This is a genomic window from Bradyrhizobium sp. Ses1 (genome assembly GCF_059512365.1).
Window position 1 is genome coordinate 307,424 of record NZ_JCAMOQ010000003.1, and the last position, 25,678, is coordinate 333,101.

Here is a 25,678-nt window from a genome sequence, read left to right on the forward strand (position 1 = left end):
AATTCCTCAAGGTGCAGTTCAAGCGAAAATGATCGGGATTGGTGAAACGGCGGATTACCGCACGGCTTCCGCGAGCATCGAAAACACCGAGAACACCAGCGGTTTGCGTTCCAGATTGTATGCTTCGGTGTCGCGCGCGGCGAGGACGATCTTTTCCCATACCTCCGCCAGCCGTGCAAGGCGCGGCAAATTGGCGTTGGGATCGCCCGTGCGCAGTCTGTCGCTGATCCAGCGTTCGACGCCCTCGATGAAGGCTGCGAGCGCCACGCGATCGCTGAGGCCCAGCGAATCCGCGAGCGCATGCAGTTCGCGCGGATCGACCTGCGGCAATGTCGCAAGCAGCGCTGCGGTCTTCTGCTGCAGCTTCAGCGCGTCGCCGCCGAGAAGGTTCAGCGCCCGCGCCACGCTCCCCTCCGCCGCTGCGGCGGCCTCGATCAGCGCCGGATCGTCGGGTGCCATTTCGGCGGCCGCGGAAGCGGCGCGGATGACGTCATCGGTATCAAGCGGCCTGAGCAGCAATTTACGGCAGCGGGACAGGATCGTCGGCAGCACCCGCGACGGCGCGTGGCTGACCAAAAGGAACAGCGATTGTTGCGGCGGCTCCTCGAGAATCTTCAGGAGCGCATTGGCCGCATTCGGATTGAGCTCGTCGACGGTATCGACGATGCAAACGCGCCAGCCCTCGACCGCAGCCGTCGAGCCGAAGAACGAGATGGTTTCGCGGGTCTCGTCGACCGTGATCACCGTCCGCAGCACGCCGCGGTCGTTGAGCCCGCGCTCCAGCACCAACAGCCCGCCATGAGCACCCGCCGCGACCTGCCGCGCCACCGGATCCTGCGGATCGACCGCCAGCGTTTCCGCCTGCTGCACGGAAGGCGCGAGCGGATCGCGGTGCGCCAGCACGAAGCGCGCCATGCGATAGGCCAGCGTCGCCTTCCCGATGCCGGCCGTGCCGCCGATCAGCCAGGCATGCGGAATGCGGCCCGAGCGATAGGCCGCGAGCAGCGCTGTCTCCGCCTCGCGATGCCCGAAGAAATCGGGCGTCTCGCGCGGATGCCGGACCGCGATCTCCTGCTCGACCTTGCGCGCGCTCATGCGTGGCTCGCCGCCGGAATTGCTGTGAGGAGGCGCTCGCGCAACGCATGCCAGATGCGCTCGGCGACCGCATCGGCGTCGGCATCGGCATCGATCAGCAGGCAGCGCTGCGGGTCTTCGACCGCAAGCTGCCGGTACGCCTCGCGCAAATCCTGATGGAACTGGACGTCCTCGGACTCGAAGCGGTCGGGCGCCGCGCTGCCGCGCCGTGCCGCCGCCCGCTTCAGGCCGACTTCCACGGGCACGTCGAGGATGAAGGTGAGATCCGGCTTGAGGTCGCCGATGGTGACGCGCTGCATGGCGCTGACGAGGCCGGGCGGCACCTGTCCGAGCCGGCCCTGATAGACGCGCGTCGAATCGAAGAAGCGGTCGCAGAGCACCCAGATGCCCTGATTCAGCGCTGGCTGGATCACGGTGCGGACATGGTCGTCGCGCGCGGCTGCGAACAGCAGCGTCTCGGCGTCAGGCCCGAGCAGCTTGCCCATGCCCGACAGCAGCAGATGGCGGATGATCTCGGCGCCCGGCGAGCCGCCGGGCTCGCGGGTGACGATGGTGCGCACCTTGGTCCCGTTCAGCCGCTCGGCGAGCCGCTTGATCTGTGTGGATTTTCCGGACCCCTCGCCGCCTTCGAACGTGATGAAACGCCCGCGCAAGGATGGTCGTTTGGCCCTCGCCTTTGCCATATCAGAGCTTCTCGACGCCGGCGCGGAACATGCCGATGACCAGCTCCTGGGCGCCGTCGAGCGCCCGGCGCACGGTCGATCCCGTGCCGATCGCGTCCGCCGCGTAGACGGGCGTTTCCACGGCAAGATTGCCGCTCCGCCAGACCCTGACGACGCCGATCTGTTGTCCGGCCTGGATCGGCGCCCGCACCGGGCCGTTATAGACCACGCGCGCGAGCAGCTTCTCATTGCCGTTCTTCGACACCATCACCTTGATCGGTTCGGGGCTCGTCAGCTTCACCGAGCGGCTTTCCCCGCCGAACACCCGTGCGTAGCCGATGGTCTGGTTGGCGGCGATCAGCGTGCGGGTCTCGAAGCTGCGGAAGCCCCATTCCAGCATCTTCTTGGCTTCGCTTGCGCGGTCATCGGCGTCCTCCAGCCCGTTGACCACCACGATCAGCCGCGTGTCGTTCTGCACGGCCGAGCCGACCATGCCGTAGCCGCCTTCCTTGGTGTAGCCGGTCTTCAGGCCATCGGCGCCGCTCAGCGAGTTCAACAGCGGATTGCGGTTGAGCTGACGGATCTTGTTCCAGGTGAATTCCTTCTCGCCAAACAGCTTGTACATGTCGGGATAGGTCAGGATGATATGGCGCGCGAGCTTCGCCAGCTCGCGGACGGTCATCTTGTTGCCGGGGTCAGGCAGGCCGTTGGAATTGGCGAAGGTCGATTTGGTCAGCCCCAGCTCCCGGGCGCGCTTGGTCATGAAATCGGCCGCAAACTCGCGCTCGGTGCCGGCGATGCCTTCGGCGAGCGCGATGCAGGAGTCATTGCCGCTCTGGATGATCGCCCCGTGCAAGAGGTCGTCGACCGAGACCTTGCTGTGGATGGCGGCGAACATCGTCGAGCTGCCGGAGGGCGCCCCGCCCCGTCGCCAAGCGTATTCGCTTATCTTGTATTCGTCGGTCAGCTTGATGTGGCCGTTCTTGAGGGCGTTGAAGACGACTTCCGCCGTCATCAGCTTCATCATGCTGGAGGGCGCGCGGAGCTCGTCGGCGTTCTTCTCGAACAGCACGCTGCCCGAGGACGCCTCGATCAGGATCGCGGTCGGCGCATCGCCGTCAAAGCCGCCCTCCTCCTTCTTGGCGCCCTGCACGCTGTTGTTGGCGGCATAGACCGCGGTGCCGAAGCCGATCGCAAGCGCGACCGCAGCCGCCGTCAGCGCGCGCCAAGGTGAACACCAGGGCCGGCGCGCCGGGAAAGCGGATCGAGAAGCAGCGATCATCGGCGATGTCCTGAAACGGGTGCCTTCTACCAGTTGGAAGTACCGCAAACAACTGAGGTTTTGGCCGCAAGGCCGTAGCCGGCGCGCACTCCCGCAGTGAAAATGATCCTATCGCGTAAGCCGCGTCGGTTCCTTGAAGCAAATCCGGCAAAGACGGCGGAAACGCGTACGCCTGAACGGCTCGAGGCTGCAGCCGACGCTGATCGGGTTTCTTAAGATAAGCGCGTGAAGCTGTTGATTTTAGTACAGCCCGCGACCGCTCAGCACTTCCGCCGGACCGCGCGGATCGATCGGGACATAGGCCGAGCCGGCATCGCTCGCAGAGCTGCCATTGGCGTCATATGATACCTGCCGCAGGTTCGCGGTGCCCCGCCCGCGCCCACGGCTGGAGGCGGACATTTCCGAGGTCGCATTGGTCGAGGCGTAATCGGCCGACGTATTGCCCAGCGAATAGGGCCGCCCCTCCGGCAGCGGAACTTCGCCGCGGATGTGGCCAGCCGAGGACGACATGTCGGGCACGAACGGCCTGGCCGAGGCGATCCGGACCGTGGACGGCGACGGCGCCGGCACGCCGCTGCGCAGCGTCGCCAACAACTGGCGGTCGTCGGAGCCCTCCAGCGGCGCCCGCCCAACATATTCGACGCGGACGCGGGCCACGCCATGGCCTTTGAATTCAAGCAGTTCGGCGGCTTTGTTGGAGACGTCGATGAGGCGGTTGCCGTGATAGGGGCCGCGGTCGTTGACGCGCACGATCAGCGACTTGCCGTTCCGCAAATTCGTCACCCGCGCATAGGAGGGCATGGGCAGCGTCGGATGAGCGGCGGTCAGCGAGGCCATGTCGAACACTTCGCCATTGGCGGTCAGCCGACCGTGGAAATCATCGCCATACCAGGAGGCCATCCCCTCCGCGCGGTAGTTGGCGTCTTCCTCCGGCACATACATGCGCCCGGCCACCATGTAGGGCTTGCCGACCCGATAGGTCCCGCCGCCCTTCGGTACCGGGTCGCCGAAGGCGACCACGCGCGGGCTTGCGGAAACACCGTATTTCGGATCGACGCGGCTCGCGAACTTGTTCGAGGAGGCGCAGTTGGCGAGCACCAGGCAAGTCGCGACCGCAGCCACCCCCCGCGCCATCGCTCGAATCGGATATTGCCGCTTCCCCATCGACCCCAACTACCACGCTACCGGACGCGTGCCCACTTGCGAGGCCTCTTCGCGTCACTGATCCCCACGATGCGGCCTACCTTCCGCATCAGAACGTGAGGATATCGCAACCGGAACACGGCGGAAATGGGGAGAGCCGAACCATGGTAAATTCTCAGTTGCGCCCTCCCCGGCATTCTACGGGCAAAGCTGTCCCGCTTTCACACATCTGTTGCAGCAAATCATCACTTCACGGCCGATCGCAGCGTTGCCGGCAGGATTCTTTTGACTGTGCAAGGCTGCAGTCGTTCTCTCCCTCGTGCGCAGGGGGCGCAAAGGAAGTTCTGAAATGATCGAGACGGTTACGGCGGTGATGGGCCTGGTGAGCGCGGGGATCTTTCTGGCCCATGCCTATGAGGGTTTTCGCACCCGGGCGTAAAGCCCAACGCGAAATGGAAAGACGCATCACCTCTTTCCCGAAAGGCATGTTCGTAAAGCTTTAATAGATTCGGACGAGCATCGGAGTGTAGCAGGTGCATCATGCGCAAACACGACTTGGTCTCCGACGGATTCCTGACGCTCACAGCAGCAAGCTTCGTGCTGCTGTGCTCGAGCCTGCTGGCCTTCGCGCTGAACTAGGCTAAGGCCACGCCTCCCCGGGGGCATTCCGGGCCGATCGTGCTGCGCTCTCGTTTCGACGTGCGCGGCCTTTGCAGTTTTCGCACAGTTTTTTTTGATCTCGCCTTCCCTGCGCGGCGGTCGCCAGACCGTCCTTGATCTTCGGCTCCCAGCCTGAGACGAACTGCGCAAGCTCCTTAGCGAGGCTCACGCGCATTACTCCACGCCATAAAGACCACCGCTCTCTTGATCTCGCGCGCCGGTTGGGCTTTGGGTATGGCAGGTTTGGGGGAATTCCAATGCGTAAATTATCGATCGTGGCGTTGTGCGCCACGCTGGCGGGTTGTGTCTCGGCCGGCGAAACTGTTTCATTCAAGACGTCGAACCCGCAACAGCAGGCCTTGATGCGCGACGGCCAGCCCGCGCTCGTGTCGCGGCAGAAGAATTCGCTGGTGCTGGTCCGTCCAGCGGCGCGGCAGCTTCAGGCCAACGGGCGACCTGTATTTGTGGTCGGCATCAACAATCTCGGACGTCAGCCCGTCGACTTCCGCGTGGCCCAGGTCGAGGCCGTCCAGCATGTCGGCGGACAGGATTTCGGCATGCAGGTCGTCACCTACGAGATGCTGGTCCAGGAGGAGAAGAACCACCAAGTAGCGGCCGCTATCTTCACCGGTCTTGCAGCCGCCGGTAATGCGTATAGCGCCTCACAGGCTGGCCATGGTCACTACAGGACGCCCTCCGGTCGCACCGGCACTTTCTACAGTCCGACCGCTGCAGCAATCGCCCGGGAAAACGCTGCAGCACAGAATGAGGCGATGATCGAAGCCACGATCGAAACCGGCCAGCGCAATATGGCTGCGCTGGAACAAGCGGTCATCAAGGACAATACTCTGATGTCGGGTGAATGGTACGGCGGCCAGCTACACTTGGCACCGCCGACCGACCAGGGCGGCGGACCGAAGACCTACACCATCGTCATCACCGTTGGCAGCGAGCGCCATGTGATCGATGTCTCGCAAGGGCCAGCGGGCGTCTGATCGACGAACCGAAAGCGGCACCAAGCGCTACTCCAAGGCATGGAGTGACCTGACAGTTGCTCCGTGCCGGCGTGGATGCGGTCACAATTTCCAAGCGTCTCGGGCACGCCAAGCCTGATATCACCTTGCGCATCTACGCCCATTTGTTCAGAAAGGACGACGGCAGGCGGCAGCGGCGATCAACACGGCGCTGAATCGCCAGGCTGCCAATCGGGTGCCGATTTTCGCGGTTTGTTCCATTGAAACGTCCCGCTAAGCACTTGAAAACATTGGTTTGGAAGGGTGGCCGAGTGGTTTAAGGCACCGGTCTTGAAAACCGGCGTGCCCGCAAGGGTACCGTGGGTTCGAATCCCACCCCTTCCGCCATTGGCCATTCCAAGCCAGTCCCGATCAATCCCAAACAGTTTCGTAACCCCTTGAAAACCCCCGAGTCATCGGCTTTTCTTGTCCCAGCCTGTCCCGATCATTCCCGATAAATCCGGGTCCCAACCGTGGGTATGGCCGTGGGATTAGGCGGACACTTCTTGGTAAGAACCGATGGCGCTGACTGTTAAACAGGTTGAGCACGCCAAGCCGGGCGATCGGCTGGGCGATGGTGATGGCCTCTGGCTCTTCGTGGCGGCCAGCGGGACGAAGAGCTGGATGTTCCGGTTCACCTCGCCGACCACCCGCAAGGCTCGTGAGATGGGCCTTGGTCCGGTCACCGTCCTAAAGCTTGCCGAAGCCCGTGACGCCGCCCAGCAGGCGCGCAAGCTGGTGCTGGCGGGTAAGGACCCTATTGAGGAACGGAATGCCCAGCGCGCCGCTGTCCGCGTTGAGGCGGCCAAGGCGATAACATTCGAGGAATTCGCTAAGCAGTACGTCACCACGCACAAGCCAGGGTGGCGCAATCCGAAGCATGCGCAGCAATGGGAGAACACCCTGCGTGATTACGCCTACCCCGTGATCGGGAGCACGCCTGTTCCCGACGTCACCAAGGATGACGTGGTCAAGGTGCTTGCACCGATTTGGATGACCAAGAAGGAGACTGCCGCGCGCCTCCGCGGTCGCATCGAGAAGATCATGGACGCCGCCAAGGCGAAGGATCTTCGCACGGGAGATAATCCGGCGCTGCTCGGGATACTCAGACATTTGCTGCCAGCACAGAAGCGCAAGCAGTCCGTAAAGCACCACCCCGCCCTGCCCTATGAGCAGATGCCGAAGTTCTGGAAATCGCTGGCCGCCGATACCAGCGACGCCGCGCGCATGTTGCGGTGGATCATTTTGACGGCCTGCCGCTTCAACGAAGCCCGTGAAATGGACACCGACGAAGTGAGGGGCGATCTGTGGACCATCCCCGCGGGCCGCACCAAGTCGGAGCGAGAGCATTATGTGCCGCTGTCGGCGCTCGCTTTAGCGCAGTTGCCTTTCCGGCCGGTCTCCGATGTCAGTCTGACGAAGTGCATTCGGCGCCACACCGACTCGCCAGCTTCTACGCATGGCATGCGGTCGACGTTCCGCGACTGGGCCGGCGACGAAACAGAGGCCGCGTGGGAAGTTGCGGAATCGGCCATCGCGCATAAGGTTGGCAACGAGACTGAGCAAGCCTACCGGCGCCGCACCGCACTGGAGAAGCGACGCAAGCTGATGCAGGAATGGTCCGAATACTGTAGCTCAGCCAAATAGCGGCGCGACCAAACGAGTGAGGCGCTGCTTCACGCTTGCGGCGCTGCCTTCCTGCCACGCCACCACGTCGTCTTCATACCAAGCCACGCGGCGAGGTGCGATCTCACGCGCCTTCGGGAAACGGCCGGCGCCCATCTCTTGGTAGAGTGTGGTCCGGCTAAATGGGACTATCGCAAGCACCTGTCTGACACCCAGCATCTTGCGAGGGGTATTGGGCGCGTTCGCGTCACGTGTTTCCATCTCATGCTCCTGGCTGCCCAGCCCGCTGACCTGGAATCGGTCACCAAGAGCATACGCGAAAAGTGGAGCGCCCCACCCTTGCGGATGAGGCGCTGCGGCCAGTAACGAAGCTGGTTTCCAACGGATTATACCGACCGCTCTCAGCGCCTTCTAACGCTGCTACGCCGCCTCTGTCGCCTCCAGCCGCTCAATATCGGCCCGCACGCCTTCCCTGATCGCATCCAACCAGCCTTCAGTCGGATCGGTGGTCAACTCATCGAACAGCAGGCGCACCTTCGCGGCAAACTCCGACCAATCGGCGGCGGGCGTATTAACGATTTCCTTTTGGATCCCGTACGCTGTGCCGCGCAAGTCGTCGACAACGCGAGACGGCAGCGGGCCGCGCGCGAGGTTGCAAACTTTCTCATGCGTGTAGAGCAGTTGGGAAATGCTGGGTGGGGCGGATTCGGTGGTAAGAATTGAGGCAGCCTGTCGCATGGGCGTCTCCAAGTGGTGATAATTACACCATTAACCATAATAAGATCACCGGTTTGATGTCAACCATTTTTGGTGATATTTTCACCATATGAAGCCAGAACAATGCCGAATGGCCCGCGCGGCCCTGAAATGGAGCACCCAGCAGTTGGCTGAGATGGCCACTGTGGGCGTGAACACGATCAATCGTTTTGAGGATGGCCAGGACGCACGCCTAAGTAGCGTAGATAAGATGAAGCGCGCGCTCGAATCGGCAGGCGTCATCTTCCTCGGCGACGGTCAATCGATCGACGGTGGGCCAGGCGTACGGCTTGCCAAGCGTTGACGCTCCGGCCGCGAAGAAGTCTTTAGCCGCCGGAAGCTCGCTCTTGCTGCAGCCCGTGCGGACTCCTTCTCGGCCGTCGATAACGGTCTATGTTTCGCGATCAAGCCAGACTCGAGGTCCTGATTTTGAACGCCGCATTTCCTTTCCCGCATTTCACGGATAAACCGGAGCGTGGTGAAATCTTGCCGCCCTACCCGGAAGATTTGAAGGGCGCCACGACGATGTTCGGCACGAAGGGATGCCTCTGTGACGATTCCGCGGAACGCCAGCTCGCATGCCTCGCGGAGCGTAATCGGAGTGTCGTCCCCGATTGCTGTCATTCCCTTGCCTCGCTCTGACCTAACACGACTCGCGCGGGGATGTTCGAACAGCATGCGGATGCGCGCAAGAGGAAACGAGCAGGTGTTTAGATGCCTTGGATCATCCGCATCTTTGCGTTCATCGCGGCGCCGATTGCTGGGCTGTTTGTTGCCCGCGACACTCTGAACTTCGACATTCTTCAAACTATGATTACAGTTCTGCTCATTATCGGAGCGCTGATTCTTGTTGCGGTTTGGCCGCGGTCTAGCGGAAGGTCTTGATGGCCACGACTCGAACGTGGCGCGAGCAGGCGCGAAGTTGACGAGAGTTGTGGGCAACATGCAGCCATGACTTGCTCCACCGCACAGTCCATTTGAGCATCCACCCGGCGTCGCGCGCCCCCGCTTGAGGATGTGGCATGGTTACCAGAGAAGAACTGTCCGAACTGGTTTGGACCAAACCTTTGGCTCAGGCCGCGGAGGAGTTGGGAGTCTCTCGCGGATCCCTGATTAGCATGTGCAATATTCACGCCGTCGCCAGGCCCAAACAAAGCTATTGGGCGAAATTGCCGGACGGAAAAACTCCATCCACCACGAAGCGAGTGCAGCGCGTTCATAGCCTAATACGCGGCGCCAAAGAGCACTTCCAACACACCAGGCGGACCAATGACGACGGCGCTATCGACCTGTTCAGAAGCGGTTACTTGAAGCCCTATAAAAAGCTGCTGGTCGACATAACGACCTCGAAGGATTGCCTCGATAAAGCGCTTACATTTGCCAACGATCTTTTCAACGCCCTCGAATCGGCCGGTCATCGAGTGACGTTGGCTCCGCGGGGAGAGCACCTCAGTCGAGGCAGAATTGATGAGCGCGTGTCAGGCGGAAAACGGTCACGCAGCTATTTTGACAGTCTTTGGTCGCCTAAGGCGCCGACAGTTGTCTTTATCGGCAGCATAGCAGTCGGACTGGCTGTCGTCGAAATGTCGGAAGAAGTGCTGCTCCGATATGCTGGAGGCAAATATATTCGAGAATCTGACCACATCCCGCCTGCACCCTCTCGTTATCGTGACGACCGCACTACTTGGACAACGACACACGACCTCCCATCTGGACGCCTCCGACTGGTCGCCTACGCCCCATACTACCACGTCAACTGGTCAACAACCTGGCAAGACACGAAAGACACAACGCTTCGATCTGCCCTGAAGCAAATCGTAAAATCGGTAGAGGTAGCAGCCAACGAGATCGCTGTCAGATTAGAAGAAGCCAATCGAAAAGCAGAGATCGCCCGTCTAGAGCAGCTCGCTGCCGAAGAGAGGCGAAAGCGAGAAGAGGACCAGCGCCGCACACAGCAATCAATCAAAGACAGCCACGAGCATCTCGGACAAATCATTCAGCAATGGTCAAACGTGATGAACGTCGAGCGGTTCTTTGCGGGAGTGGAGCAACGCGCAGCCGACCTGCCGGAGGCAGAGAGAACCGCGGTGCTGGAACGCTTGAGACTTGCCAGGCAATTCCTTGGCACTCAGGATCCGCTAGATTTCTTGCGATCGTGGAAGACGCCGGACGAGCGTTATCAGCGCGTCTATTCGGATGAGCAGCCGCAGGCCGACTAGGTTTTGCGGCCTGAGCGCGCATGTCCTCGCCCAGACCTACCCGCTCCTCGGCATGCTAGCCGGCAATTCGCCCGCTGGCATTCTGCACAAGCGCGATGGTCTGGCGATATTCCAGTGCTTCTGGGGTCTCATTAAACTGCAGCTACTCGCTGGCCAACCGGTGAGGTGGTATTTCGCATCCGCGGCCGTCACATGGAAATACTCCCTTCGCTGATTGATGGCATTCACTCGTGCGCTGGACAATCGATCGCGCATGGCAAATTCTATTCCAAGGGCGTCCTTGGAAAAGAACAGGGCATGGGCATCGAAATTGAATGGTACTGACGCGTCGCTCAATTGGTGGATGCGATCCATTGGTTCTAGTCGTCGCGTCATCCCACGTCGGCGATCTAGGTACCTAATCCTCTATTTCTCGTAGCTTTACCTGTGAGATATCGGTCGAAAGCAGTAGCCGAAGCTCTAGAAGCCAGAGCGCTGGTTAGCCGGCGAATGAGAACTCGCAAATCAGGGCAAGCTGCACGAGCCTTAAGCACACCGTCCGCTCATCTTGTAATCCGCCTAGCATCCCCGCCCCGACTTCGGCTTCGTGGGCAGGCGTCGCAATGTAGATCCCAAGCCGGATGTCGCGCCTCGGAGCTACCTCATTGCCGGCCTAGTTTATCACCCAACTTCAGCACTACCCAAGCGGCATCGTGAAGAAGGTGGCGTACGACAACTCTTGTTTCGCTACGATAGTGAAAGTTCTCACCGCGAACCACAGACGCCGCGGACTGCCCGTCGCGGGCCACGGGATTCAACGGTTTGCAATCTTGTCCAGCACGACATCAATAGCAATTTGATGGGATCGACAATATGCAGTTTGGGTCGAATTGGCCGTGCCGTTTTCAAATATCTTGTTTGCAGGGGCGCCGCCGCCGCACACGTTGAAATATTCGCACAGGCGTTCGCACGCTTTGCGACCCGCCTCGATGTCGGAATAGAGCTTACTGCCAAGAACGCGTTCGGCAATGACCTCAAAACTATCCTCAAGAACATTCCCGAACTCGAAGTCATACGACGGATGCTTCATCCCGAGCAATTCCGGTGAGAACGTCGAAATCGTCCCGTTTGTGTCGAACGACAAAATTGAGAGTGGCTCCGCTTGTTCGTTTCTGAGCCCCTTTCCATAACCCAGGATCGCCTGCGTGCAACTTTCGAACTCCCGGACGGACATCTGCGGTCGGTGCACGAATGCAAGCTCAAGAAATTTAGTTAAGAAGTTACGATACTCGGTCGCAAACTCTTTTTGCTTTGTGAGCGCCGACTCGTGTGTTCCTTCCGTTTCCTCGATATTGAAACTGATGTTGTCGATACCTGCATTGGAAAAGAACTCAAACATGGATTCCGGACTGGACAACGACCCCTGTGTTAGCACCGTGATGACATGGAAATCTATTTGGCGGCGCTGGAGAAGTTCGATGCCGCGATATGCTGATGAGAACGAGCCAGTCCCATTACGGAATTTCCGGTGTAGATCATGAAACTGCTCGGGGCCGTCCAGACTGACTCCGACATTGACGCTCCATTTGCTTATTAGATCGCACCATTCGTCGGAGATCAGGGTCCCGTTTGTTTGAAATGCATGTTGAACGGCGATGCCGTCAGATGTCCGCTGAATAAGCGAAAACATCTGTTCGTAATAGCCAACTGGCATAACCATTGGCTCTCCAGCGTGCCAAACGATCGTGATGGCGTCTCGTATGGTAGGAAACGAAAACACACGACTGAACACCCGCTCGGCGACGTCGAGCTCCAACTTCTTCGTGCTGTTGCGATGAGGCAGATAACAATACGTGCAGCTTATGTTGCAAAACGGCGTGGGCTGCACGACCAAGAGTTCGGTTCGGTAAGGGTATCTGAGCGACGTCATTCGCGTTGCCCCGGCCCCACCGCCCGCTATCGGTTATACCATGGGCGATAGTTACGCCAGTTATTCCAATTGCCCCAGTTATTCCAGTTGTTCCAGCGAGGACGATAGTTCTGCCAAGGCCAGGGAGACCAAGCCACCTTGTCGCAGGCGCTATCCTGCGGCCGTTCTGCCGATTTCGTCATTTCGTCAATAATGCGCTGAGCGGCCACGATGCGGTCTTTGAGAGACTCGTTACTGGGGTGGGGAGATGCGGTCGCGGATCCGGAAAGCACAATGGTGGCGAGAATAGCAAAGAAATTTCGATTCATGAAAAACTCCCAGCCGGAAAGCAGGTGAAATTACATTTCTATGCCTTCCTTGCATGGCCCATTTGGGTCATGTGCTCTCCTCACCGCGTAATCAAAGGTTATGTGATGGACGGCTTCGTAGCTCCATCCCTTCATTGCACATCAAAGCATTAATTAGCTACACCGCGGGCATGGAAGAAATTAACGAAACTCCTCCGGGCCTCATCCACGCTGAATCAAAGCAAACCGGAATTTACCGCTTTGGAAACGGATCCTGATTTGGACAGCAACAGTCCGTTTCAGCAGGGGCTCGCCAAGAGCTCGACATCTCGCTCGGAAAACCAAACTAGCGGCAAACGGAACTGCCGGGGGTTACTAATGATGATCCGCCTTGGTCTCGCTCTAGCAACTGTGTTCGTGACGACTCACGCATTTGCCGGAGTCATCGACTCTCCCAAGCGCTACGCACTGCCGAAGTTCGCAGAGAAGAAGGGCCTACCCGAGGAAGTGATTGCCCGCCGCTACGCCGCTACGGTCGTCATCCGCTGCAATGGCCATCAAGCCACTGGTCAATTCCGGGCTCTCTGAACGTAATAACGACTTCAGCTCATGTCTTTTTTAATCGCGAAACGTGTCAGCCGGCAGCTAAGGCCGAAGAGTGCGTGATCACCGTCAGAACGGCCGCGTTTCAACGCAGGTATGAGGGTTTTGAGATGGCCGATCACGGTTATCGCAAGAAGCTTGAGGAGATTGAACGGGGAGACGGGACTTGCCCGTACGGCGGTTTGGACTGGGGAGATGACTGGGCGATTCTTCGCTTCACGAACAGGCAAGCTCTGCGCGAAATCTCAAGGGAAGTCCGACCCTACGAGATTCCGATGGAGGCAGATGTCCACCGCGCGAGCGAAAAAGTGGTCGCTCTCGCCGGCGCTGCTCTGGATTTCTTCGACTACACTCCCGACGGCACGAAGTTTTATCCGCGGAACATTCAGGAGTGTACGGTCAAAGACATCACTCCGGTGACCCGCGCGGAAGCGCGGTAGCCAAGGACTTCCGATCTTCGAGCGGCTCGAAGCCGAGATCGAAGAAGGCGACCGAGTCCGCAATAGCTCGCGCGATGCGGCGAGCTAGACAATAGACGGATCGAACGGATATCCGGATTGCGCGGGAGTAGACAGCTCCGGCTCGCCAACGCAAGACCGGAGCCGTCGGTGATGAAGGCACCGCCCTCGCCGACGAACGGCACTCCGAACACGGGCACATCGAAGTCGTGGATGCGTGCCAGCCGGTCGCCTGGCCGCGCAGTCCGTGAGCCGTCCCAGCCGTTGAAGTTGAGGTCGATCGCGACTGTATCGCCGCCACGTTTGGCGAAAACTGGAGCGATTCTGGCCCAGAAGTTCAGGCTTCTTTCGCAGATTCACCGTCCGTGTTTCCGGGACGAAGCACGGCCGGATGTCCCACGTTGACATCCCCGGGCGGCCGAGTCGGCACCCACGAAAAGGTGAGCTTAGCTCATTTGGGGCATGCCGGAGTCGTCGGGTCCGCGTAGCCTCACCCGAAACGGAAGTGGCAGGTGTCCCCGTGCATCTCACCAGGTTGTTCGCCCTCGCCCAATTGCTTTGCCTATCCGGCCCAGCCTTTGCCTTTGTCGGAGAGGTTGATCGGCTAGATCAGTTTCCTTTCGTTGTCCAATTGCAAGCAGTGGGGCAGAGCGGTAGCACGTGGGGGTGCTCGGGCGTTGTAAGTCGTGCCGGCATGGTCTCAACAGCCGCTCACTGTGTTTGGGAATCCGATTCCGGAATGGCACGGAAGGTGACGATTATCTTTACGGATGCGGACGGCGACCGCCGAACGGTTGGGCACAGGCAAATCTTCATCCCGGAAGCCTATAAAGCGGCGGCACTCAGCTGGACTCGTGCGAAGGCAGCCAACTCTCCGGACGCCAATGAGATGTTCCACAAACAAGCCGAACACGACATCGCGTTCATAGTGCCCGCCGAAGGCATCGAGGTCGTTGGCTTCCCGCACTGGGCTACGGAATTGCTTCACGACGGCCGATTGCCGGATGACGCGTTGCCCAAAACGTTCGGCGATCTCGACGGTCGACGAGCGATTACGGTCGGTTACGGCAACTTTTATTGCCGAGACTATTTCTCACGAGAGAAGGGCTGCGTGAATGATGGACAGCGACGGTTCGGTGAGATGTCCCTCAAATCGTCGCTTCAATCCGGCGAGGAAGTCTATAAACCGCCCCGGCTTTGGTGCACCGGTCGGAACGAGGACGGGATTAATCCAGTTCAGCACGGTGACAGCGGCGGGCCAACATTCGTGCGCGCGACCGACGGCCGCTGGATCTTCGTCGGCTACGTTTCTGGCGGGAATGCGTTTGGAAATTGCTCATCCTCAATTCTCGCCCACCTGGAGCTCTTCAGAAAAGCTTCGGAGTTCTACCACAGCCTGGCAAGTACCCTCCCATCCGCTCCGGCCGCAAACTGGGAAAAGAGGCAGATGGAGCGTTTCCTTGAGGAGGTTTACGACAGTTGGTCGTCGCCAAATTCGGAAGCTCTCGCGCGCTTGAAACTCCTATACCATGAAGACGTCTACGTAAATCGACGTCTATTCTCTTTTGAGGAATTTTTGGCGAAACGAACGAAGTTTGCCGAAAGGTGGCCCAACAGAGATTTCCGAGTGCGAGAGGGATCGTTGCGGGTTGAACCTGATGAAGAAGCGGGAGATCCAGTTGCGACCGTCAAGGCCATCATTGATTGGACGGCATCGAACGAAAGCTACTCTGAACAAGAGAGAGGCGCATTTTCAGTATCCATGGTCGTCAACTATCACTTCGATCTGGAAGAACAGATCGCTCTTGGTGGAGGGAATCCGCCACAGATTGAAGACCTGAAGTGTGCGAGATTGTCGGGCAGCGCGGCCTTCGATGAGTGTGAGATCTCTAACCGAAAAGTCTGGTCTCACAATGGATCAACGATGATCCTTCGCGCTTCGGGAGCGCAGCGAGAATTCGTCTACGACGCGCCTCGTGAAGGCCTGACGTCCAGGGGCGTAACCCACGGGACGGTCCTCTTTCGTGGCCGCAGGCAAGGCGACAAGTATTCAGGCACGGCCTACATCTTCACTAAATCATGCGGCCCGCAACCTTATGAAGTCAGTGGTCCGGTTGATGCAGATGACCGGGGCGTCACGATGTTTGGAAAAGCTCCGATCGTGAACTCTGCGTGCAAGGTGACCGGTGGTCGAGATGACACCTTGCGGTTTGCCTTTTCTGAGGACAGATAACCTCCTGCATCCGTTGTCGCGGATTGCCCGTCTCACGCTCTTGATGGTCTGGCCGTCGCCCGGAACACATGACCCGAATGGATCAAGCGATCCCTGACTCGATCTGTCACTCTCATCAGAGTTTGAAACGCCGTTTCGGAGCGATCAATGGTTAAGCTATCAGGTGTCCTTCTTTTTGTACTTCTTTCGGGCGTCACTGCAGCTCAGGCACTTCAGTGCACGCGACCTGACGGAAGCAAATTCAGTTGTTTCTGCACGGACAGTGACGGTCGACAGCAGTTTCCGGGCAAGTGTTCCGAACCAAGTCCAACTGGCACGACCAGGTAATTCAACGGATGCACCGTCTGAAGCCCAGGATTGCTCAAATCCTGGGCTGTTGTTTTTTGCCGAGTGACATAGGTGGATTGTTCAATGTCGCGAAATCTCTTCGCTCTTTTGATCGTCTGTCTTTCCATGTTCGTTGCGCTGACCGAGGACGCGAGCGCCAGTTGCAAGAGGACGCGGTATTGGTCCGGCAATCAGTGGAGAATTGGAAACACTTGCACCGAACAGTATGGTCCGAAATCCACGTCGACGCGTCAGGGCCTTTGGTGCAATAAGCCCGGTTACATCCAATGTGCGTCTTCTCGTTGTCCCGGCGACTTGAACGCATGCAGCTATCGGTGTCTTTGCGAATAGGCGCTTCCGATCGGGTTACTCTCTTGCACACTGTCACTTCTTCGGAAGGAGCGTGGAGAGCGTAACCGCCAGTTGTGCCTGACGGTTCGTCCCGGTTTTTTGAAAGATGGCCTTCAGTTGATTGCGCACGGTTTCTTTAGAGATTTGGCGTTCGGCGGAGAAAGACTCCAAGTCCATGCCGGACGCGATGGCTACGGCCAAGCGGGACTCTGCCGCCGTCAAATTGAAGACATCGCAGAAAGTCGTCATCGCGGCTGCATGCGCCGCGTCCGTATCGGATACCACCAGGATTGCGTGGAAGGCGGAAAGCGGAGAATTCGTAGAACCGGGAAGCCGCATCGGGTAAATGACCAGCTTGCCTCCGGATGTTTTGGGAAAGACGACCGGAGGCGTGGTGGAGGTCTCCTGACTCCAGAGCAGTGTCTTGATCGCGCGGTTCAACTGATCGGTTGCCTTGGTATCCTGGCAGACGACCCTCCCTGCGGAAATCTGCAGGTCTTCTCCGATCAGACGCCCCGCTGCATCATTAGCGCGCACCACGCTTCCCCGCCTGTCCAGTAGGATCGCCGCTCGCTCTGAAAAATCGAACGCGTGGAGGGCCGCTTCCCCTTTCGCCAGCCCGAGGGCGACACTGGTTTGGACGACAGAATCCAAGGCATTCGACAGTCCTGCAAGCCAGTTGAGTTCGGCATTTGAAAACGGGCCCTGATCGCTCGTCCTCTGGATGCTGAGATTCCAGACGAGATCACCGCGGCCGATCCTTACGCCGGCCCAGTCCGTGAACCCGCAGGGCCTCAGGAACTCTTGGTAGTACGGTGATCGCTTGCGGACTTCGGCATCTACGCAATCGTCGTCAGTGGCCACGCCATTACGGATGAATTTTGCCACTCCGCGATACCTTTCATCACGGTTGATCCAGCCATCCCGGACGTACACGTCGAAGCTTTCTTCCATCGATGGAGCGCTCGAGAGAAACGGCAGTGGTCCGGCGACTGGAAAGACGGCAACGCCGTACGATCCCGTGCATGCAGCTACCGTTTCGAGCGCCATGGTCCAGAGGGAGGGGTCGACTGCAGCGGCCGACAAGGCGTGCGTGATCCGCTGCCGGTCAAACGGTTCCATACATCACCGAACGAGATTTGATACGTCCTGAAAAACATAGCTCAACTGGGTGATGCTACCGCAGGATCTGAAGCCTATCAAGGGTTTGGACAGTAAGGCTGACAAGATGACGCCGGTCTCGGAGACGGTACGCCAATCGCGACGAAGCCGCGTAAGCGCACGCATGCAATGCAGAGCCAATAGGCTCTCGTCGCCCGCCGCAGCGGTGTTGTTGATCGGCATGTTTATGCTGCTGTCAGTACGGGTCTCATCTGCGGATCAATCGGCTGGAAATGAATTCGGTTTCCCGGTTGGAAAGAAGCTGGCGCTGATCGCTGATCAAGTTCAAGGAGCCTTGCATCATCCGACGCTCATGGTCTCGAACGGCACCATTTCGGGGCACCTATGGTGCAACGCGGCTGCCTTCGAGATCATGTTGTTGTCGCGAACACAGCTTTCTGCCCCAAAATCGATGATGACTCTTATCGACTGTGGGCCGGCCACCACGGCTGACGATGCGATCATCAAGATACTGGCGGACTGTCACTGGTCCAAGGAAGGAAGGGAGTTGGTTCTCAAAACCTCGTATGGACGTCTGCGCTTCCGTATCGTGCAGTGACACCTGTTTCGCGTGCTAAGCCAGGTTTCCTCAAGCAGCTTTCCAACCCTGAATTCCGCAATGCGATCCAGCACAGAAAATTCGCGGAGCAGTACTTCACTACCGTCAAAAAATGAGGCTGATTTGCCGTACGAACCTGATCATGCATCAATTGAGCGCTAGCGCAGCTTGCCCTCGATCAGCTTCCCAAGCCGTACTTCCGCCCTGCGGTCGTAGGCTTTCGACAATTGTGAAGATCTCTTGGATGACCCTTGGGCCACCCCCTTGCCGCGCGCGTCTATTTGCTCACGCATGACCCCGTTCTGGACGAGATGGGCCTCGACCGATGCTGCCCTAGCCTTGCTAAGACTCTCGTTGAACGATCTGCGGCCATCTGGATCTGCGTACCCCGTCACAAACACTCCGATTTCCGGACATGCCTTCAATAGCGAAACGGCCTCGGCCAATTTCTCGACCTGATCTTCATCAAGAATCGATCGGTTCTTTTTGAAGTGAACCAATATCGGCTGTCGAACATAGCTGCCGTTGCAAGCCGCACGATCATTGCCTTCGAGATACTTGACCGAGGCGACCTCAACCGGAAGTTCGTAAGTGGGTAGGGTCTTCGAGTACTTCATGCAAACAAGCGATCGCTGAAAGTCAGTGTCGCGAACCGACTTCCAGATGGACAACGTTTCCGGCCATGAATCGGATCGCTTGAGAACTCTAATGTCATCGGTCAGAGGACACGACCATCCGGCCGGGCAAGTTTTTTGCGTTTGCATCTCCTTGACGATGACGAGGTTGCGCAACGCACGATGCGCGAAATAGCCAGCCTTTGGCCCAACCCGGAGCGCCTCCTCAAGAGGCTCCATATACTTTGGATTCATTCCCGCAAGAATAACCTCGCTCCGTCGACGATAGTCGCTGCGAAGCTGCCGAACCTGCTCGTCAGAAACCTCGGACGTATCGTTTGAAGAATCAGCCGATTTTGGAAGGCAGAATCTGATCTCGGCAGGTTCCAATCCAGCGAGTTCGGGTGGGAGCTTGGCGGCTTCCGCCACTGCGGCTTCGGTTGCATCCGGAAGGGTCTTCCACAATTCGAGACAGGAGCGAGCAGCGCTTGCGTCATCGTCGCGGCGCTCCATCCAGAGGTCTCGAATCTTGGCCCATTCGCGGTTGGGGTCCGTCTGGCCGCTGACTTTGAATTGGGAAATGATGGCTGCCTTGTCGCACCTTCTCGGCCCGCACCGGGCTTGTTGATCGAGAGCCTGGATGATGACCAAGTCGCGGAGAATCCGCGCTGCGGAGAACGCGCCGGCGGGACCGATGCGCAACGCTTCGGCGACCACGGTTCCATTTTCGAGTGACATCTGCGAGAAAGCGATTTCCTTCAGAAACTCTTTCGAGCTCTGTCTCAAGCGATGCAGGTCATCGCGGCTGATGTAGTCGGCGGCGGTCTTCGCAGGCTCGCAGCGCCATCGATCTGCGGCCCCCGCTTCGAGGTCGGCGGCCTGAGCTCCAGAGAAGTTCATCCCGGACCAGAGAATGACCGCCGCCCATAGATGAACGTTTGTTGCTTTCATCCCGCCCTCGTGATCTGCCTACGGCCCCTTTTGGCCCTCTCCGAAATCTCTTGCTCGGATCGCCCCCGGGTGACATGCCCCAAACGGGCTACATCCTGGCTCCGGGGCGGCGGCGGTATCGGGACCCGCAAGGAAGTTCGAGACCGGGGCTCTCGTGGTCTCGCAGTCTCCCTTGAAACGACTCGACACATGTTCCCCGATATTTCTATTTGGGGGTCTTGGCCACCAGCCCGGCGATCCGGCGCGACAGCACGGCTCTGCCCTGTTTGCCGCCGCCGGCCCTCTCGTCTGCTGCCGAAGTGCAATCCCGTGCCCATCTCTGGAGGCCACTGGAAGGCGCTGAAGAAGGAGCTTGGGCCGCGCTATTCCGGGTGGTTATCCGTTACGTGGGCAACCTGCAGCCGATGCTCGGTGTCGCTTTCTCACCACCGCGCCCAACACCGTCGTCGCGCCGATCCATTCCTCGACGCCGTATTCAGTAAGCGAACGCACTCAACGCCACATGTCCAACTTCCCCGCCTGGCAGCGACAATCACCGCCGGCGAGCCATCAAACTCTCGGCCGAAATCAAAAGCGCGATCATCGAAGCTGACGCAGCTCAGAAGGTCATCGACAACCTGGATCGCCTCCGAAATGAGGAAGTCCTTGCGTGGACCGGAATTCCTCGCGCGCGTCTTTTCGTTCTCCTCTGGCGGGCACCGATGTCGAAGGTCGCCGCACATACTAAGATCCCAGCACGAAAACTTAAGCGCATCTGCAAGCTCTACGCCATTCCTACTCCGGCGCAGGGCTATTGGTCGACACGGCGTGACCGACGCAAGGTCCGGATGATAGCAGCGTAGCCCAGCCGGCGCCCCACCGCCGGCGGCGCGGCGGCGGGGCGTGTATTGGAGGTGACCATGTGCACCGACAACAGCAGCGTGCCGCGGTTAGACGATCGCTACGGAGCTGGCGGGACAAGCACCCCCCCTAGGTGCGGCGCCGCAAGTCGTCCTCGCCGGACTCGCGCGCACTATCGAACCGCACTGGCGAATATTACGGATGGCAGGCTGCAGCGTAGACCGCAATCGGGCCAAATATGCCGCCGATCACGGCGCTCGCTACCCCGTTGACGCAACCGGCTAGGATTGGGATCGCGACGACGACACTGATGATCGGAAGCACGATCCCGCCGATCACATAAGTGATTTCCTTGGCCAGTGCGCACCAGCTCTTGTTACAGTGGGCCTTCCATAGCATCAGCGAGCCGAAGCCAAGCGCCGCGACAATGAGGCCGACGAGGATCATCCACGAGCAACAGCCGGAAAGAATGATGGAGGCGACGCCGGCGCCTAGCATGACTTGTCCGCTCAGCAGATATCCCCATCCGCACGGCGTGGGACAGCCGAGCACCGCCCAGACGATCCAGGCAATGGCGGCGAGCGCGGCAAACACGGCGGCCGCGATCAGCAGCGGCAGCCAGGCCTGCGGCACGCATGCAATGAGGATGACCGCCAGCAACGCCATGGCGCCAGCGGCAGCGATCACGATGCGCAGGCCCAAGCAGAATCCGCCCTCGCCGTTACCGTTGCCGTCGCACGACGGCACGTTCACGGTGTGCGATTGATCGGCGCAGCCGGGGGGCGCGGTGGTGACCACCGAGAAGGTCTGCGGGCTGCCGCCAGGATAATTGTCGGTGTGCGTCAGCGTCTGCGTGCCGGAGCCAGTCACCGTGTCTAACGTGCCGCCGGGGCCGTGCAGCTCGGCCGTGTAGATGATGGGCGAGAACAGTTCGGCGGTTATCTGCACCGAACGGTTGCCGTTGACGCAATCGTCGATCTGCTCACCCCACATGACGCTTGGGCAGTTACAGGTCGGGACGGCGACGGTGTTGCTGCTGGTGCCGCAAGTGGTCGCCGAAGTGATCACGACCTCGAAGGTCTGCATGCTGGCGCCTGGATAAAGCCCGGTAAAGGTCAGGGTGACCGTGCCCGGCCCGCTGCCCGTGGCGAGTGGGACGTTGTTCTGCCGCAGCTCTGCAGTGAACACTCCGGGCGAGGAGAGATGCGCCGTGACCGTCACCAGGCGATTGCCGGCGTTGTCGCAGGCTCCGAACATCGGCGCGTCCCACACGACGTTCGGGCACACCGCGCAAGCAGGAAGCGTGATTGGCAGCGAGATGCCAGTACAGCCGGCCGGCGAAATAATGACGACGGTGAACGTGACGGTGCCGATGTAATTGCCTGTTCCAGTCAGCATCAGCGTGCCAGCGCCCGAAACGGTAGCGAGTACGTTCGTGCCGTCTGTCAGCTCCGCCGAACAGGCGCTGGGCGCGGTGACCGTGGCCGAGATGTTGACCGTGCGCGTGCCATCGGGATTGCAATCGCCAATCATGAACCCGCTCCACGCCACCGTCGGGCATTGCGCGCCCTCGCACGCAAAGTTGCCGCTGAAGTGGGCGGTGCAGGTGGGATCGGTGCTGCATACCGCGTCAATGACAATGCGGCCGCCGCATAGGCAGCCCGAGTCCGTGGGCGTGGGAACATCCGCGCTCCAGGCCCCGCCGGAGCCAACGACGGCACTGCCGTTAAAGATGATTCCGGGCGTGAAGCCGGGGCAGCGGAGCGCTAGGTTGACTTTCGGGCAGTCGGTGGCGGTGCCGGTGACGCGGATGGCGGACGGTACGCCGGCTACCGGTAGGATGCCCAGGACGCTAGTGATCGTCAGGCTACACGCCATGACCTGTCCCCGCCGCGCATCGTTGCCGATTGAGCGATCGCGGACCGCTGACAAGCTTCCAAACACCAGGATAGCGAGCTGAACCTGATTTGCAAGCTTTGCGCGAGGTTTAGAACTCGTGACCGACGATCTCTCGTGGGTCGAGGCCGGCATTCTCAAGAAAGAGAACGAGTGCCCTTCCCTTCCCGTGGCGTCCACCGAATTTTGGCCGGGAGGCGGTTTGCTGTCTGACCTGAAATTCCGCCCTTCGCGGAACACTGAGCCTCTTGAAGTCGCGTGCAAGTTGAGGAAATCTCAGCGCCGGCTTAGGGGGCTATATGCGGAAATTCGTGATCGCGGCGGCTGGGTTGGCCCTGTTGGGCTACGCCTCCTATCGGCCGGCTACGTCCCCTGCCCCTCCTGCCGTCGCGGCGCCCGTCGCTGCCCTGCCGAGGGCGCAGGAGCCGCCACCGAGAGCCGCAGTGTCGCCGCGTCAGGAGTCCGCCCGGCTGGCGCGCACTGCTCTCCCCTCGGACAACGCGCCGAGAGCGAACCAGCAAACCACCCAGCGGCCGGCGCAAGCGGCACCGCCGGTGCCGGCGAAGCGAACAGCCGAGGTGCTCACCGCCGCGGCGATCGCCGCCCTAATCATCCAGGAGAGCCGGCGGGCCTACCATGCCACCGGGCGCCCCTGTGCTTGCCCGGACGACTCCATGCGCAATGGACGGGCCTGTGGCGGCCGTAGCGCCTATAGCCGCCCCGGCGGCCGCGCACCGCTTTGCTATCCAGGCGACGTCACCGAAGCTATGATCAAGAACTACAGGGCACGGCTGGCGGAGCGATAGCGACCGGTGCGCCGGTCGCTGTGAAGTCTGGTGATAAGGCAAGAAATTTAGATCAGAGCGCCGAGGCTACTCCGATCGTCTAATGCCGAGGCCATTGCGTGCGGCCGAGTCGCTATGGTTGTATCCCGCCGCTTCTAAAACCAACCTACTGGGGGGATTTTCAATGAAACGACTTCTCTTGGCCGTTGCTCTCTCGATCGCGGCAACCGGCGCTCAAGCACAGCTCTACGGCACGGGCTCCAATTCGCGCAGCCACGGTGTATCGGGACATTACACCAGCAGCGGAACGTATGTGCAGCCCTACGTGGCTACCAATCCGAACAGCACGCAGATGGACAACTACAGCACCCGCGGCAACGTGAACCCGTACACCGGCCAGGTCGGCACGCGGAATCCGCGGTATTGATGCAAGCTTCCAGTCTGAAACCGATAGCGTGCGCACAGGTCTCGCTTGGCTCTTGGCTGTCGCCACGTTCTTCGCTGTAGAGCTCCTCGCTTCCATCGTCGGTGGGAAGATGGGCGTTCCATTAATGCTGGATGTTGACCCCTACACCATCCACTATGGACGCGGTGTTGAGGACGAGCGCAGCTCGATCACGACAGCTCAAAGGCAAGCAGCTGGCGGCAAGCGCGAGCGGAGTGACTCGCTGACCTGCTGGTGCGGCTCCCCCTTGCGCTCGCCATCAAGGTGCGCAACGCTCATGTTATGAATTGGGGACGAGGCTTATTCAGACTCTGGATCGTACTCTCGGTTGCTTGGCTCTGCGTTGCCGGGGGAATAGCCGTTTTGATTTGGAATCGGGATGCATCAGCACGCGAGTCGGCGGCTATATGGGCTCAGCATGACGCCGATTGCAGCATCGCGGAACGGGGCAAGCGTGGACCGTGGTGTGACTATCCGCCTGCAAACCCACGCGAGGATCCTCTTCCGGTTGCGATCTATCCCGCTCTGATCGGTGGACCGCCTACCCTGCTTCTCATTCTTGGTTGGTTTGGACTGTGGGTTGCGCGCGGATTTCGCAGAATGTGAGCCCAAGCTGTCTTGCACTCAACCTTTGGTGCAAGACCGGGAGGCGAGGAACTGGGGCTCATGAAATACAACTATACGCTACTCGCTCCGCTAATGTCTGCCTATGTGGACGATGGGACAAGAGATCTTGTAACAGCGCAGTGCACGGTCGAGGGCGTTGGTGATTTTCGGATAACGGTGATTGGACGCCCCTCGGCTGCCGAGATGATCCGCTCGGAGATGATTGGAGGCGATGGTCAATATACCCGTGAGCAAGCTCTGATCGAGTCTCAGCTCGTGGAGCACATGCTGTCCTCACTCCGGCTCGCGACTGATCAGCACGTTGAACACTTATGGTTCGGCCAAGAGCGAATGCTTATCAGCACCGACGGCGACTCCGAAGGGATGCCTCGCTTGACCACAAGACTCGCGAGCGTCTCCGTCGCTGACCATGAAGAGGAATTCAAAAAAGCAGGTTTGCTCTTTGAGCAGACAATTGACCGCCGAGAAATGTTCAAGCTGCTAAGCGACACTAAGCAACCGACGTTGCCGCTTCCGTACCGATATCTGTCGGTCTACAAGGTTCTGGAGAAGGAATTTAAGATAGGCAAGAAGTGGCCGGGCCTGCCGGAACTCCTGTCACAGTATGAGGCAGAATATCGGAGCCTGAACATCTCGGGTCGTAGTTTAGAGAATTATATCCACGAAGTACGTGACCTCTGTGCACACATTAAGCTGGACAATAGCTCCGCGACCCTAGGAATTACAGGCTTAAAAAACGAGGACTTTGTCAGGGTTGAGCGCCTTTTTTATCTCTTGAAGAAGATCGTTCTTCAGCACCTGACGACGGTCCTTCCAATCCAGGTGGATCATGCTTCACCGCAACACGCAGCTTCAGATTCCCCTGTGAGGTCGTCCGAGCTTAAAGCTCACCTCGATAGAGTATACGACAATGATCAGGCAGATGAGCTTGAGCGTGAGGCCGCTCGTTGGGATCACGAGGCACGTAACCGGCCCAAGGCCTTAGCCGACGCGTTCACCGAATGCGCGCTACAAGCTCGAAAGCTGGCCAGCTTAATAAGGCTCAGCGGTGTGCGGCGATAACTCCGCATACTCTCGGATCCTAGTCAAGGCACTGTCCGTATCCGTCCGGCGAGGACCGCGGGTAGCTGACTTGCAGAGTTCCAGTGTTTAAGTTGGGTGGAGCAATCCGTCGGA

General features: G+C 59.5%; 24 protein-coding genes and 1 tRNA gene. 12 read left to right on the plus strand and 13 right to left on the minus strand.

Going from position 1 to position 25,678, the window contains the following annotated elements:
- Positions 1 to 54: 54 nt before the first annotated feature.
- The 4 genes from AC5ZG5_RS06715 to AC5ZG5_RS06730 all read right to left on the minus strand — a co-directional run bounded on the left by AC5ZG5_RS06715 (position 55) and on the right by AC5ZG5_RS06730 (position 4,173).
- Positions 55 to 1,095: a DNA polymerase III subunit delta' gene (locus AC5ZG5_RS06715; RefSeq protein WP_130223368.1), complete on the minus strand. Its 1,041-nt coding sequence runs from the start codon at positions 1,093 to 1,095 to the stop codon at positions 55 to 57.
- Entirely contained in the window at positions 1,092 to 1,778 is a 687-nt protein-coding gene (gene tmk, locus AC5ZG5_RS06720) for a dTMP kinase (RefSeq protein WP_456641663.1), read from the minus strand. Before tmk ends, AC5ZG5_RS06715 begins: the two co-directional genes overlap by 4 nt.
- Position 1,779: 1 nt before the next feature.
- A complete protein-coding gene (locus AC5ZG5_RS06725; RefSeq protein ID WP_130223364.1) occupies positions 1,780 to 3,039 on the minus strand; it encodes a D-alanyl-D-alanine carboxypeptidase family protein in 1,260 nt (419 codons plus the stop codon).
- A 240-nt stretch (positions 3,040 to 3,279) separates the two neighbouring features.
- Complete coding sequence (locus tag AC5ZG5_RS06730) at positions 3,280 to 4,173, minus strand: septal ring lytic transglycosylase RlpA family protein (protein WP_245474534.1); 894 nt, start codon at positions 4,171 to 4,173, stop codon at positions 3,280 to 3,282.
- Between the two features lie 926 nt (positions 4,174 to 5,099).
- Between AC5ZG5_RS06730 and AC5ZG5_RS06735 the strand changes: the two genes are divergently transcribed.
- The 3 genes from AC5ZG5_RS06735 to AC5ZG5_RS06745 all read left to right on the plus strand — a co-directional run bounded on the left by AC5ZG5_RS06735 (position 5,100) and on the right by AC5ZG5_RS06745 (position 7,502).
- Positions 5,100 to 5,837, plus strand: coding sequence for a hypothetical protein (locus AC5ZG5_RS06735; protein ID WP_456641664.1), 738 nt, complete (start codon positions 5,100 to 5,102; stop codon positions 5,835 to 5,837).
- 276 nt (positions 5,838 to 6,113) lie between these two features.
- Positions 6,114 to 6,203: transfer RNA gene (locus AC5ZG5_RS06740), tRNA-Ser, on the plus strand.
- 171 nt (positions 6,204 to 6,374) lie between these two features.
- Entirely contained in the window at positions 6,375 to 7,502 is a 1,128-nt protein-coding gene (locus AC5ZG5_RS06745; RefSeq protein WP_456641665.1) for a tyrosine-type recombinase/integrase, read from the plus strand.
- On the opposite strand, the gene AC5ZG5_RS06750 is transcribed toward AC5ZG5_RS06745, so the two are convergent.
- Both AC5ZG5_RS06750 and AC5ZG5_RS06755 read right to left on the minus strand, forming a co-directional pair.
- On the minus strand, positions 7,491 to 7,742 hold the full coding sequence (locus tag AC5ZG5_RS06750) for a helix-turn-helix transcriptional regulator (RefSeq protein ID WP_456641666.1): 252 nt from the start codon (positions 7,740 to 7,742) through the stop codon (positions 7,491 to 7,493). The two genes, AC5ZG5_RS06745 and AC5ZG5_RS06750, sit on opposite strands and share 12 nt — an antisense overlap.
- 159 nt (positions 7,743 to 7,901) lie before the next feature.
- Positions 7,902 to 8,219 carry a hypothetical protein gene (locus tag AC5ZG5_RS06755; RefSeq protein ID WP_456641667.1) on the minus strand — a complete coding sequence of 106 codons (318 nt, stop codon included), beginning with the start codon at positions 8,217 to 8,219 and terminating at the stop codon, positions 7,902 to 7,904.
- Positions 8,220 to 8,328: 109 nt separating this feature from the next.
- On the opposite strand from AC5ZG5_RS06755, the gene AC5ZG5_RS06760 reads away from it, so the two are divergent.
- Together AC5ZG5_RS06760 and AC5ZG5_RS06765 are read left to right on the plus strand one after the other, a co-directional pair.
- Positions 8,329 to 8,541, plus strand: a complete 213-nt coding sequence (locus AC5ZG5_RS06760) for a helix-turn-helix domain-containing protein (protein ID WP_456641668.1) — start codon at positions 8,329 to 8,331, stop codon at positions 8,539 to 8,541.
- 718 nt (positions 8,542 to 9,259) lie between these two features.
- Complete coding sequence (locus AC5ZG5_RS06765) at positions 9,260 to 10,456, plus strand: hypothetical protein (protein ID WP_456641669.1); 1,197 nt, start codon at positions 9,260 to 9,262, stop codon at positions 10,454 to 10,456.
- 36 nt (positions 10,457 to 10,492) lie between these two features.
- Here the strand turns inward: AC5ZG5_RS06765 and AC5ZG5_RS06770 are convergent, their stop codons facing one another.
- The 3 genes from AC5ZG5_RS06770 to AC5ZG5_RS06780 form a co-directional block, all read right to left on the minus strand.
- Positions 10,493 to 10,831 (minus strand): GIY-YIG nuclease family protein, encoded by a 339-nt coding sequence (locus AC5ZG5_RS06770; RefSeq protein ID WP_456641670.1) that lies wholly within the window; start codon positions 10,829 to 10,831, stop codon positions 10,493 to 10,495.
- A 418-nt stretch (positions 10,832 to 11,249) separates the two neighbouring features.
- Positions 11,250 to 12,365 carry a cyclophane-forming radical SAM/SPASM peptide maturase GrrM/OscB gene (gene grrM, locus AC5ZG5_RS06775; protein ID WP_456641671.1) on the minus strand — a complete coding sequence of 372 codons (1,116 nt, stop codon included), beginning with the start codon at positions 12,363 to 12,365 and terminating at the stop codon, positions 11,250 to 11,252.
- A gap of 26 nt (positions 12,366 to 12,391) precedes the next feature.
- Positions 12,392 to 12,673, minus strand: coding sequence for a hypothetical protein (locus AC5ZG5_RS06780; RefSeq protein WP_456641672.1), 282 nt, complete (start codon positions 12,671 to 12,673; stop codon positions 12,392 to 12,394).
- A 357-nt stretch (positions 12,674 to 13,030) separates the two neighbouring features.
- Here AC5ZG5_RS06780 and AC5ZG5_RS06785 point away from each other — a divergent pair, with 357 nt between their 5' ends.
- Positions 13,031 to 13,240, plus strand: coding sequence for a hypothetical protein (locus tag AC5ZG5_RS06785; protein ID WP_456641673.1), 210 nt, complete (start codon positions 13,031 to 13,033; stop codon positions 13,238 to 13,240).
- 125 nt (positions 13,241 to 13,365) lie between these two features.
- Entirely contained in the window at positions 13,366 to 13,695 is a 330-nt protein-coding gene (locus AC5ZG5_RS06790) for a hypothetical protein (protein WP_456641674.1), read from the plus strand.
- Here AC5ZG5_RS06790 and AC5ZG5_RS06795 read toward each other — a convergent pair.
- The gene (locus tag AC5ZG5_RS06795; RefSeq protein ID WP_456641690.1) at positions 13,641 to 14,069 is read right to left on the minus strand and encodes an agmatine deiminase family protein; all 429 of its coding nucleotides are present in this window, start codon (positions 14,067 to 14,069) and stop codon (positions 13,641 to 13,643) included. The genes AC5ZG5_RS06790 and AC5ZG5_RS06795 overlap by 55 nt on opposite strands.
- Positions 14,070 to 14,452: 383 nt before the next feature.
- Between AC5ZG5_RS06795 and AC5ZG5_RS06800 the strand changes: the two genes are divergently transcribed.
- Positions 14,453 to 15,946, plus strand: coding sequence for a hypothetical protein (locus tag AC5ZG5_RS06800; protein ID WP_456641675.1), 1,494 nt, complete (start codon positions 14,453 to 14,455; stop codon positions 15,944 to 15,946).
- A gap of 711 nt (positions 15,947 to 16,657) precedes the next feature.
- Here AC5ZG5_RS06800 and AC5ZG5_RS06805 read toward each other — a convergent pair.
- Entirely contained in the window at positions 16,658 to 17,746 is a 1,089-nt protein-coding gene (locus AC5ZG5_RS06805) for a helix-turn-helix transcriptional regulator (RefSeq protein ID WP_456641676.1), read from the minus strand.
- Between the two features lie 211 nt (positions 17,747 to 17,957).
- Between AC5ZG5_RS06805 and AC5ZG5_RS06810 the strand changes: the two genes are divergently transcribed.
- On the plus strand, positions 17,958 to 18,344 hold the full coding sequence (locus AC5ZG5_RS06810) for an META domain-containing protein (RefSeq protein WP_456641677.1): 387 nt from the start codon (positions 17,958 to 17,960) through the stop codon (positions 18,342 to 18,344).
- A gap of 158 nt (positions 18,345 to 18,502) precedes the next feature.
- Here AC5ZG5_RS06810 and AC5ZG5_RS06815 read toward each other — a convergent pair whose 3' ends face one another.
- Entirely contained in the window at positions 18,503 to 19,909 is a 1,407-nt protein-coding gene (locus tag AC5ZG5_RS06815) for an OmpA family protein (protein ID WP_456641678.1), read from the minus strand.
- Between the two features lie 1,035 nt (positions 19,910 to 20,944).
- Positions 20,945 to 22,627, minus strand: coding sequence for a hypothetical protein (locus tag AC5ZG5_RS06820; RefSeq protein WP_456641679.1), 1,683 nt, complete (start codon positions 22,625 to 22,627; stop codon positions 20,945 to 20,947).
- A gap of 317 nt (positions 22,628 to 22,944) precedes the next feature.
- Here AC5ZG5_RS06820 and AC5ZG5_RS06825 point away from each other — a divergent pair, with 317 nt between their 5' ends.
- From AC5ZG5_RS06825 to AC5ZG5_RS06835, 3 genes are all read left to right on the plus strand, one after another.
- A complete protein-coding gene (locus AC5ZG5_RS06825) occupies positions 22,945 to 23,451 on the plus strand; it encodes a hypothetical protein (RefSeq protein ID WP_456641680.1) in 507 nt (168 codons plus the stop codon).
- A gap of 163 nt (positions 23,452 to 23,614) precedes the next feature.
- Positions 23,615 to 23,857: a hypothetical protein gene (locus AC5ZG5_RS06830; protein ID WP_456641681.1), complete on the plus strand. Its 243-nt coding sequence runs from the start codon at positions 23,615 to 23,617 to the stop codon at positions 23,855 to 23,857.
- A gap of 684 nt (positions 23,858 to 24,541) precedes the next feature.
- Positions 24,542 to 25,564, plus strand: a complete 1,023-nt coding sequence (locus AC5ZG5_RS06835; protein WP_456641682.1) for a hypothetical protein — start codon at positions 24,542 to 24,544, stop codon at positions 25,562 to 25,564.
- The last annotated feature ends 114 nt before the right edge of the window (positions 25,565 to 25,678 follow it).

Excerpts from the sequence above, each read along its gene's own strand:
- AC5ZG5_RS06790 (WP_456641674.1), top strand. The coding sequence starts at position 13,366 with ATGGCCGATCACGGTTATCGCAAGAAGCTTGAGGAGATTGAACGGGGA.
- AC5ZG5_RS06715 (WP_130223368.1), bottom strand. The coding sequence starts at position 1,095 with ATGAGCGCGCGCAAGGTCGAGCAGGAGATCGCGGTCCGGCATCCGCGC.
- AC5ZG5_RS06805 (WP_456641676.1), bottom strand. The coding sequence starts at position 17,746 with ATGGAACCGTTTGACCGGCAGCGGATCACGCACGCCTTGTCGGCCGCT.
- AC5ZG5_RS06770 (WP_456641670.1), bottom strand. The coding sequence starts at position 10,831 with ATGACGCGACGACTAGAACCAATGGATCGCATCCACCAATTGAGCGAC.
- AC5ZG5_RS06765 (WP_456641669.1), top strand. The coding sequence starts at position 9,260 with ATGGTTACCAGAGAAGAACTGTCCGAACTGGTTTGGACCAAACCTTTG.
- AC5ZG5_RS06830 (WP_456641681.1), top strand. The coding sequence starts at position 23,615 with ATGAAACGACTTCTCTTGGCCGTTGCTCTCTCGATCGCGGCAACCGGC.
- AC5ZG5_RS06780 (WP_456641672.1), bottom strand. The coding sequence starts at position 12,673 with ATGAATCGAAATTTCTTTGCTATTCTCGCCACCATTGTGCTTTCCGGA.
- AC5ZG5_RS06760 (WP_456641668.1), top strand. The coding sequence starts at position 8,329 with ATGGCCCGCGCGGCCCTGAAATGGAGCACCCAGCAGTTGGCTGAGATG.
- grrM (WP_456641671.1), bottom strand. The coding sequence starts at position 12,365 with ATGACGTCGCTCAGATACCCTTACCGAACCGAACTCTTGGTCGTGCAG.
- tmk (WP_456641663.1), bottom strand. The coding sequence starts at position 1,778 with ATGGCAAAGGCGAGGGCCAAACGACCATCCTTGCGCGGGCGTTTCATC.
- AC5ZG5_RS06730 (WP_245474534.1), bottom strand. The coding sequence starts at position 4,173 with ATGGCGCGGGGGGTGGCTGCGGTCGCGACTTGCCTGGTGCTCGCCAAC.
- AC5ZG5_RS06750 (WP_456641666.1), bottom strand. The coding sequence starts at position 7,742 with ATGGAAACACGTGACGCGAACGCGCCCAATACCCCTCGCAAGATGCTG.
- AC5ZG5_RS06820 (WP_456641679.1), bottom strand. The coding sequence starts at position 22,627 with ATGGCGTGTAGCCTGACGATCACTAGCGTCCTGGGCATCCTACCGGTA.
- AC5ZG5_RS06800 (WP_456641675.1), top strand. The coding sequence starts at position 14,453 with ATGGCACGGAAGGTGACGATTATCTTTACGGATGCGGACGGCGACCGC.
- AC5ZG5_RS06815 (WP_456641678.1), bottom strand. The coding sequence starts at position 19,909 with ATGAAAGCAACAAACGTTCATCTATGGGCGGCGGTCATTCTCTGGTCC.
- AC5ZG5_RS06735 (WP_456641664.1), top strand. The coding sequence starts at position 5,100 with ATGCGTAAATTATCGATCGTGGCGTTGTGCGCCACGCTGGCGGGTTGT.
- AC5ZG5_RS06745 (WP_456641665.1), top strand. The coding sequence starts at position 6,375 with ATGGCGCTGACTGTTAAACAGGTTGAGCACGCCAAGCCGGGCGATCGG.
- AC5ZG5_RS06835 (WP_456641682.1), top strand. The coding sequence starts at position 24,542 with ATGAAATACAACTATACGCTACTCGCTCCGCTAATGTCTGCCTATGTG.
- AC5ZG5_RS06825 (WP_456641680.1), top strand. The coding sequence starts at position 22,945 with ATGCGGAAATTCGTGATCGCGGCGGCTGGGTTGGCCCTGTTGGGCTAC.
- AC5ZG5_RS06725 (WP_130223364.1), bottom strand. The coding sequence starts at position 3,039 with ATGATCGCTGCTTCTCGATCCGCTTTCCCGGCGCGCCGGCCCTGGTGT.
- AC5ZG5_RS06755 (WP_456641667.1), bottom strand. The coding sequence starts at position 8,219 with ATGCGACAGGCTGCCTCAATTCTTACCACCGAATCCGCCCCACCCAGC.
- AC5ZG5_RS06785 (WP_456641673.1), top strand. The coding sequence starts at position 13,031 with ATGATGATCCGCCTTGGTCTCGCTCTAGCAACTGTGTTCGTGACGACT.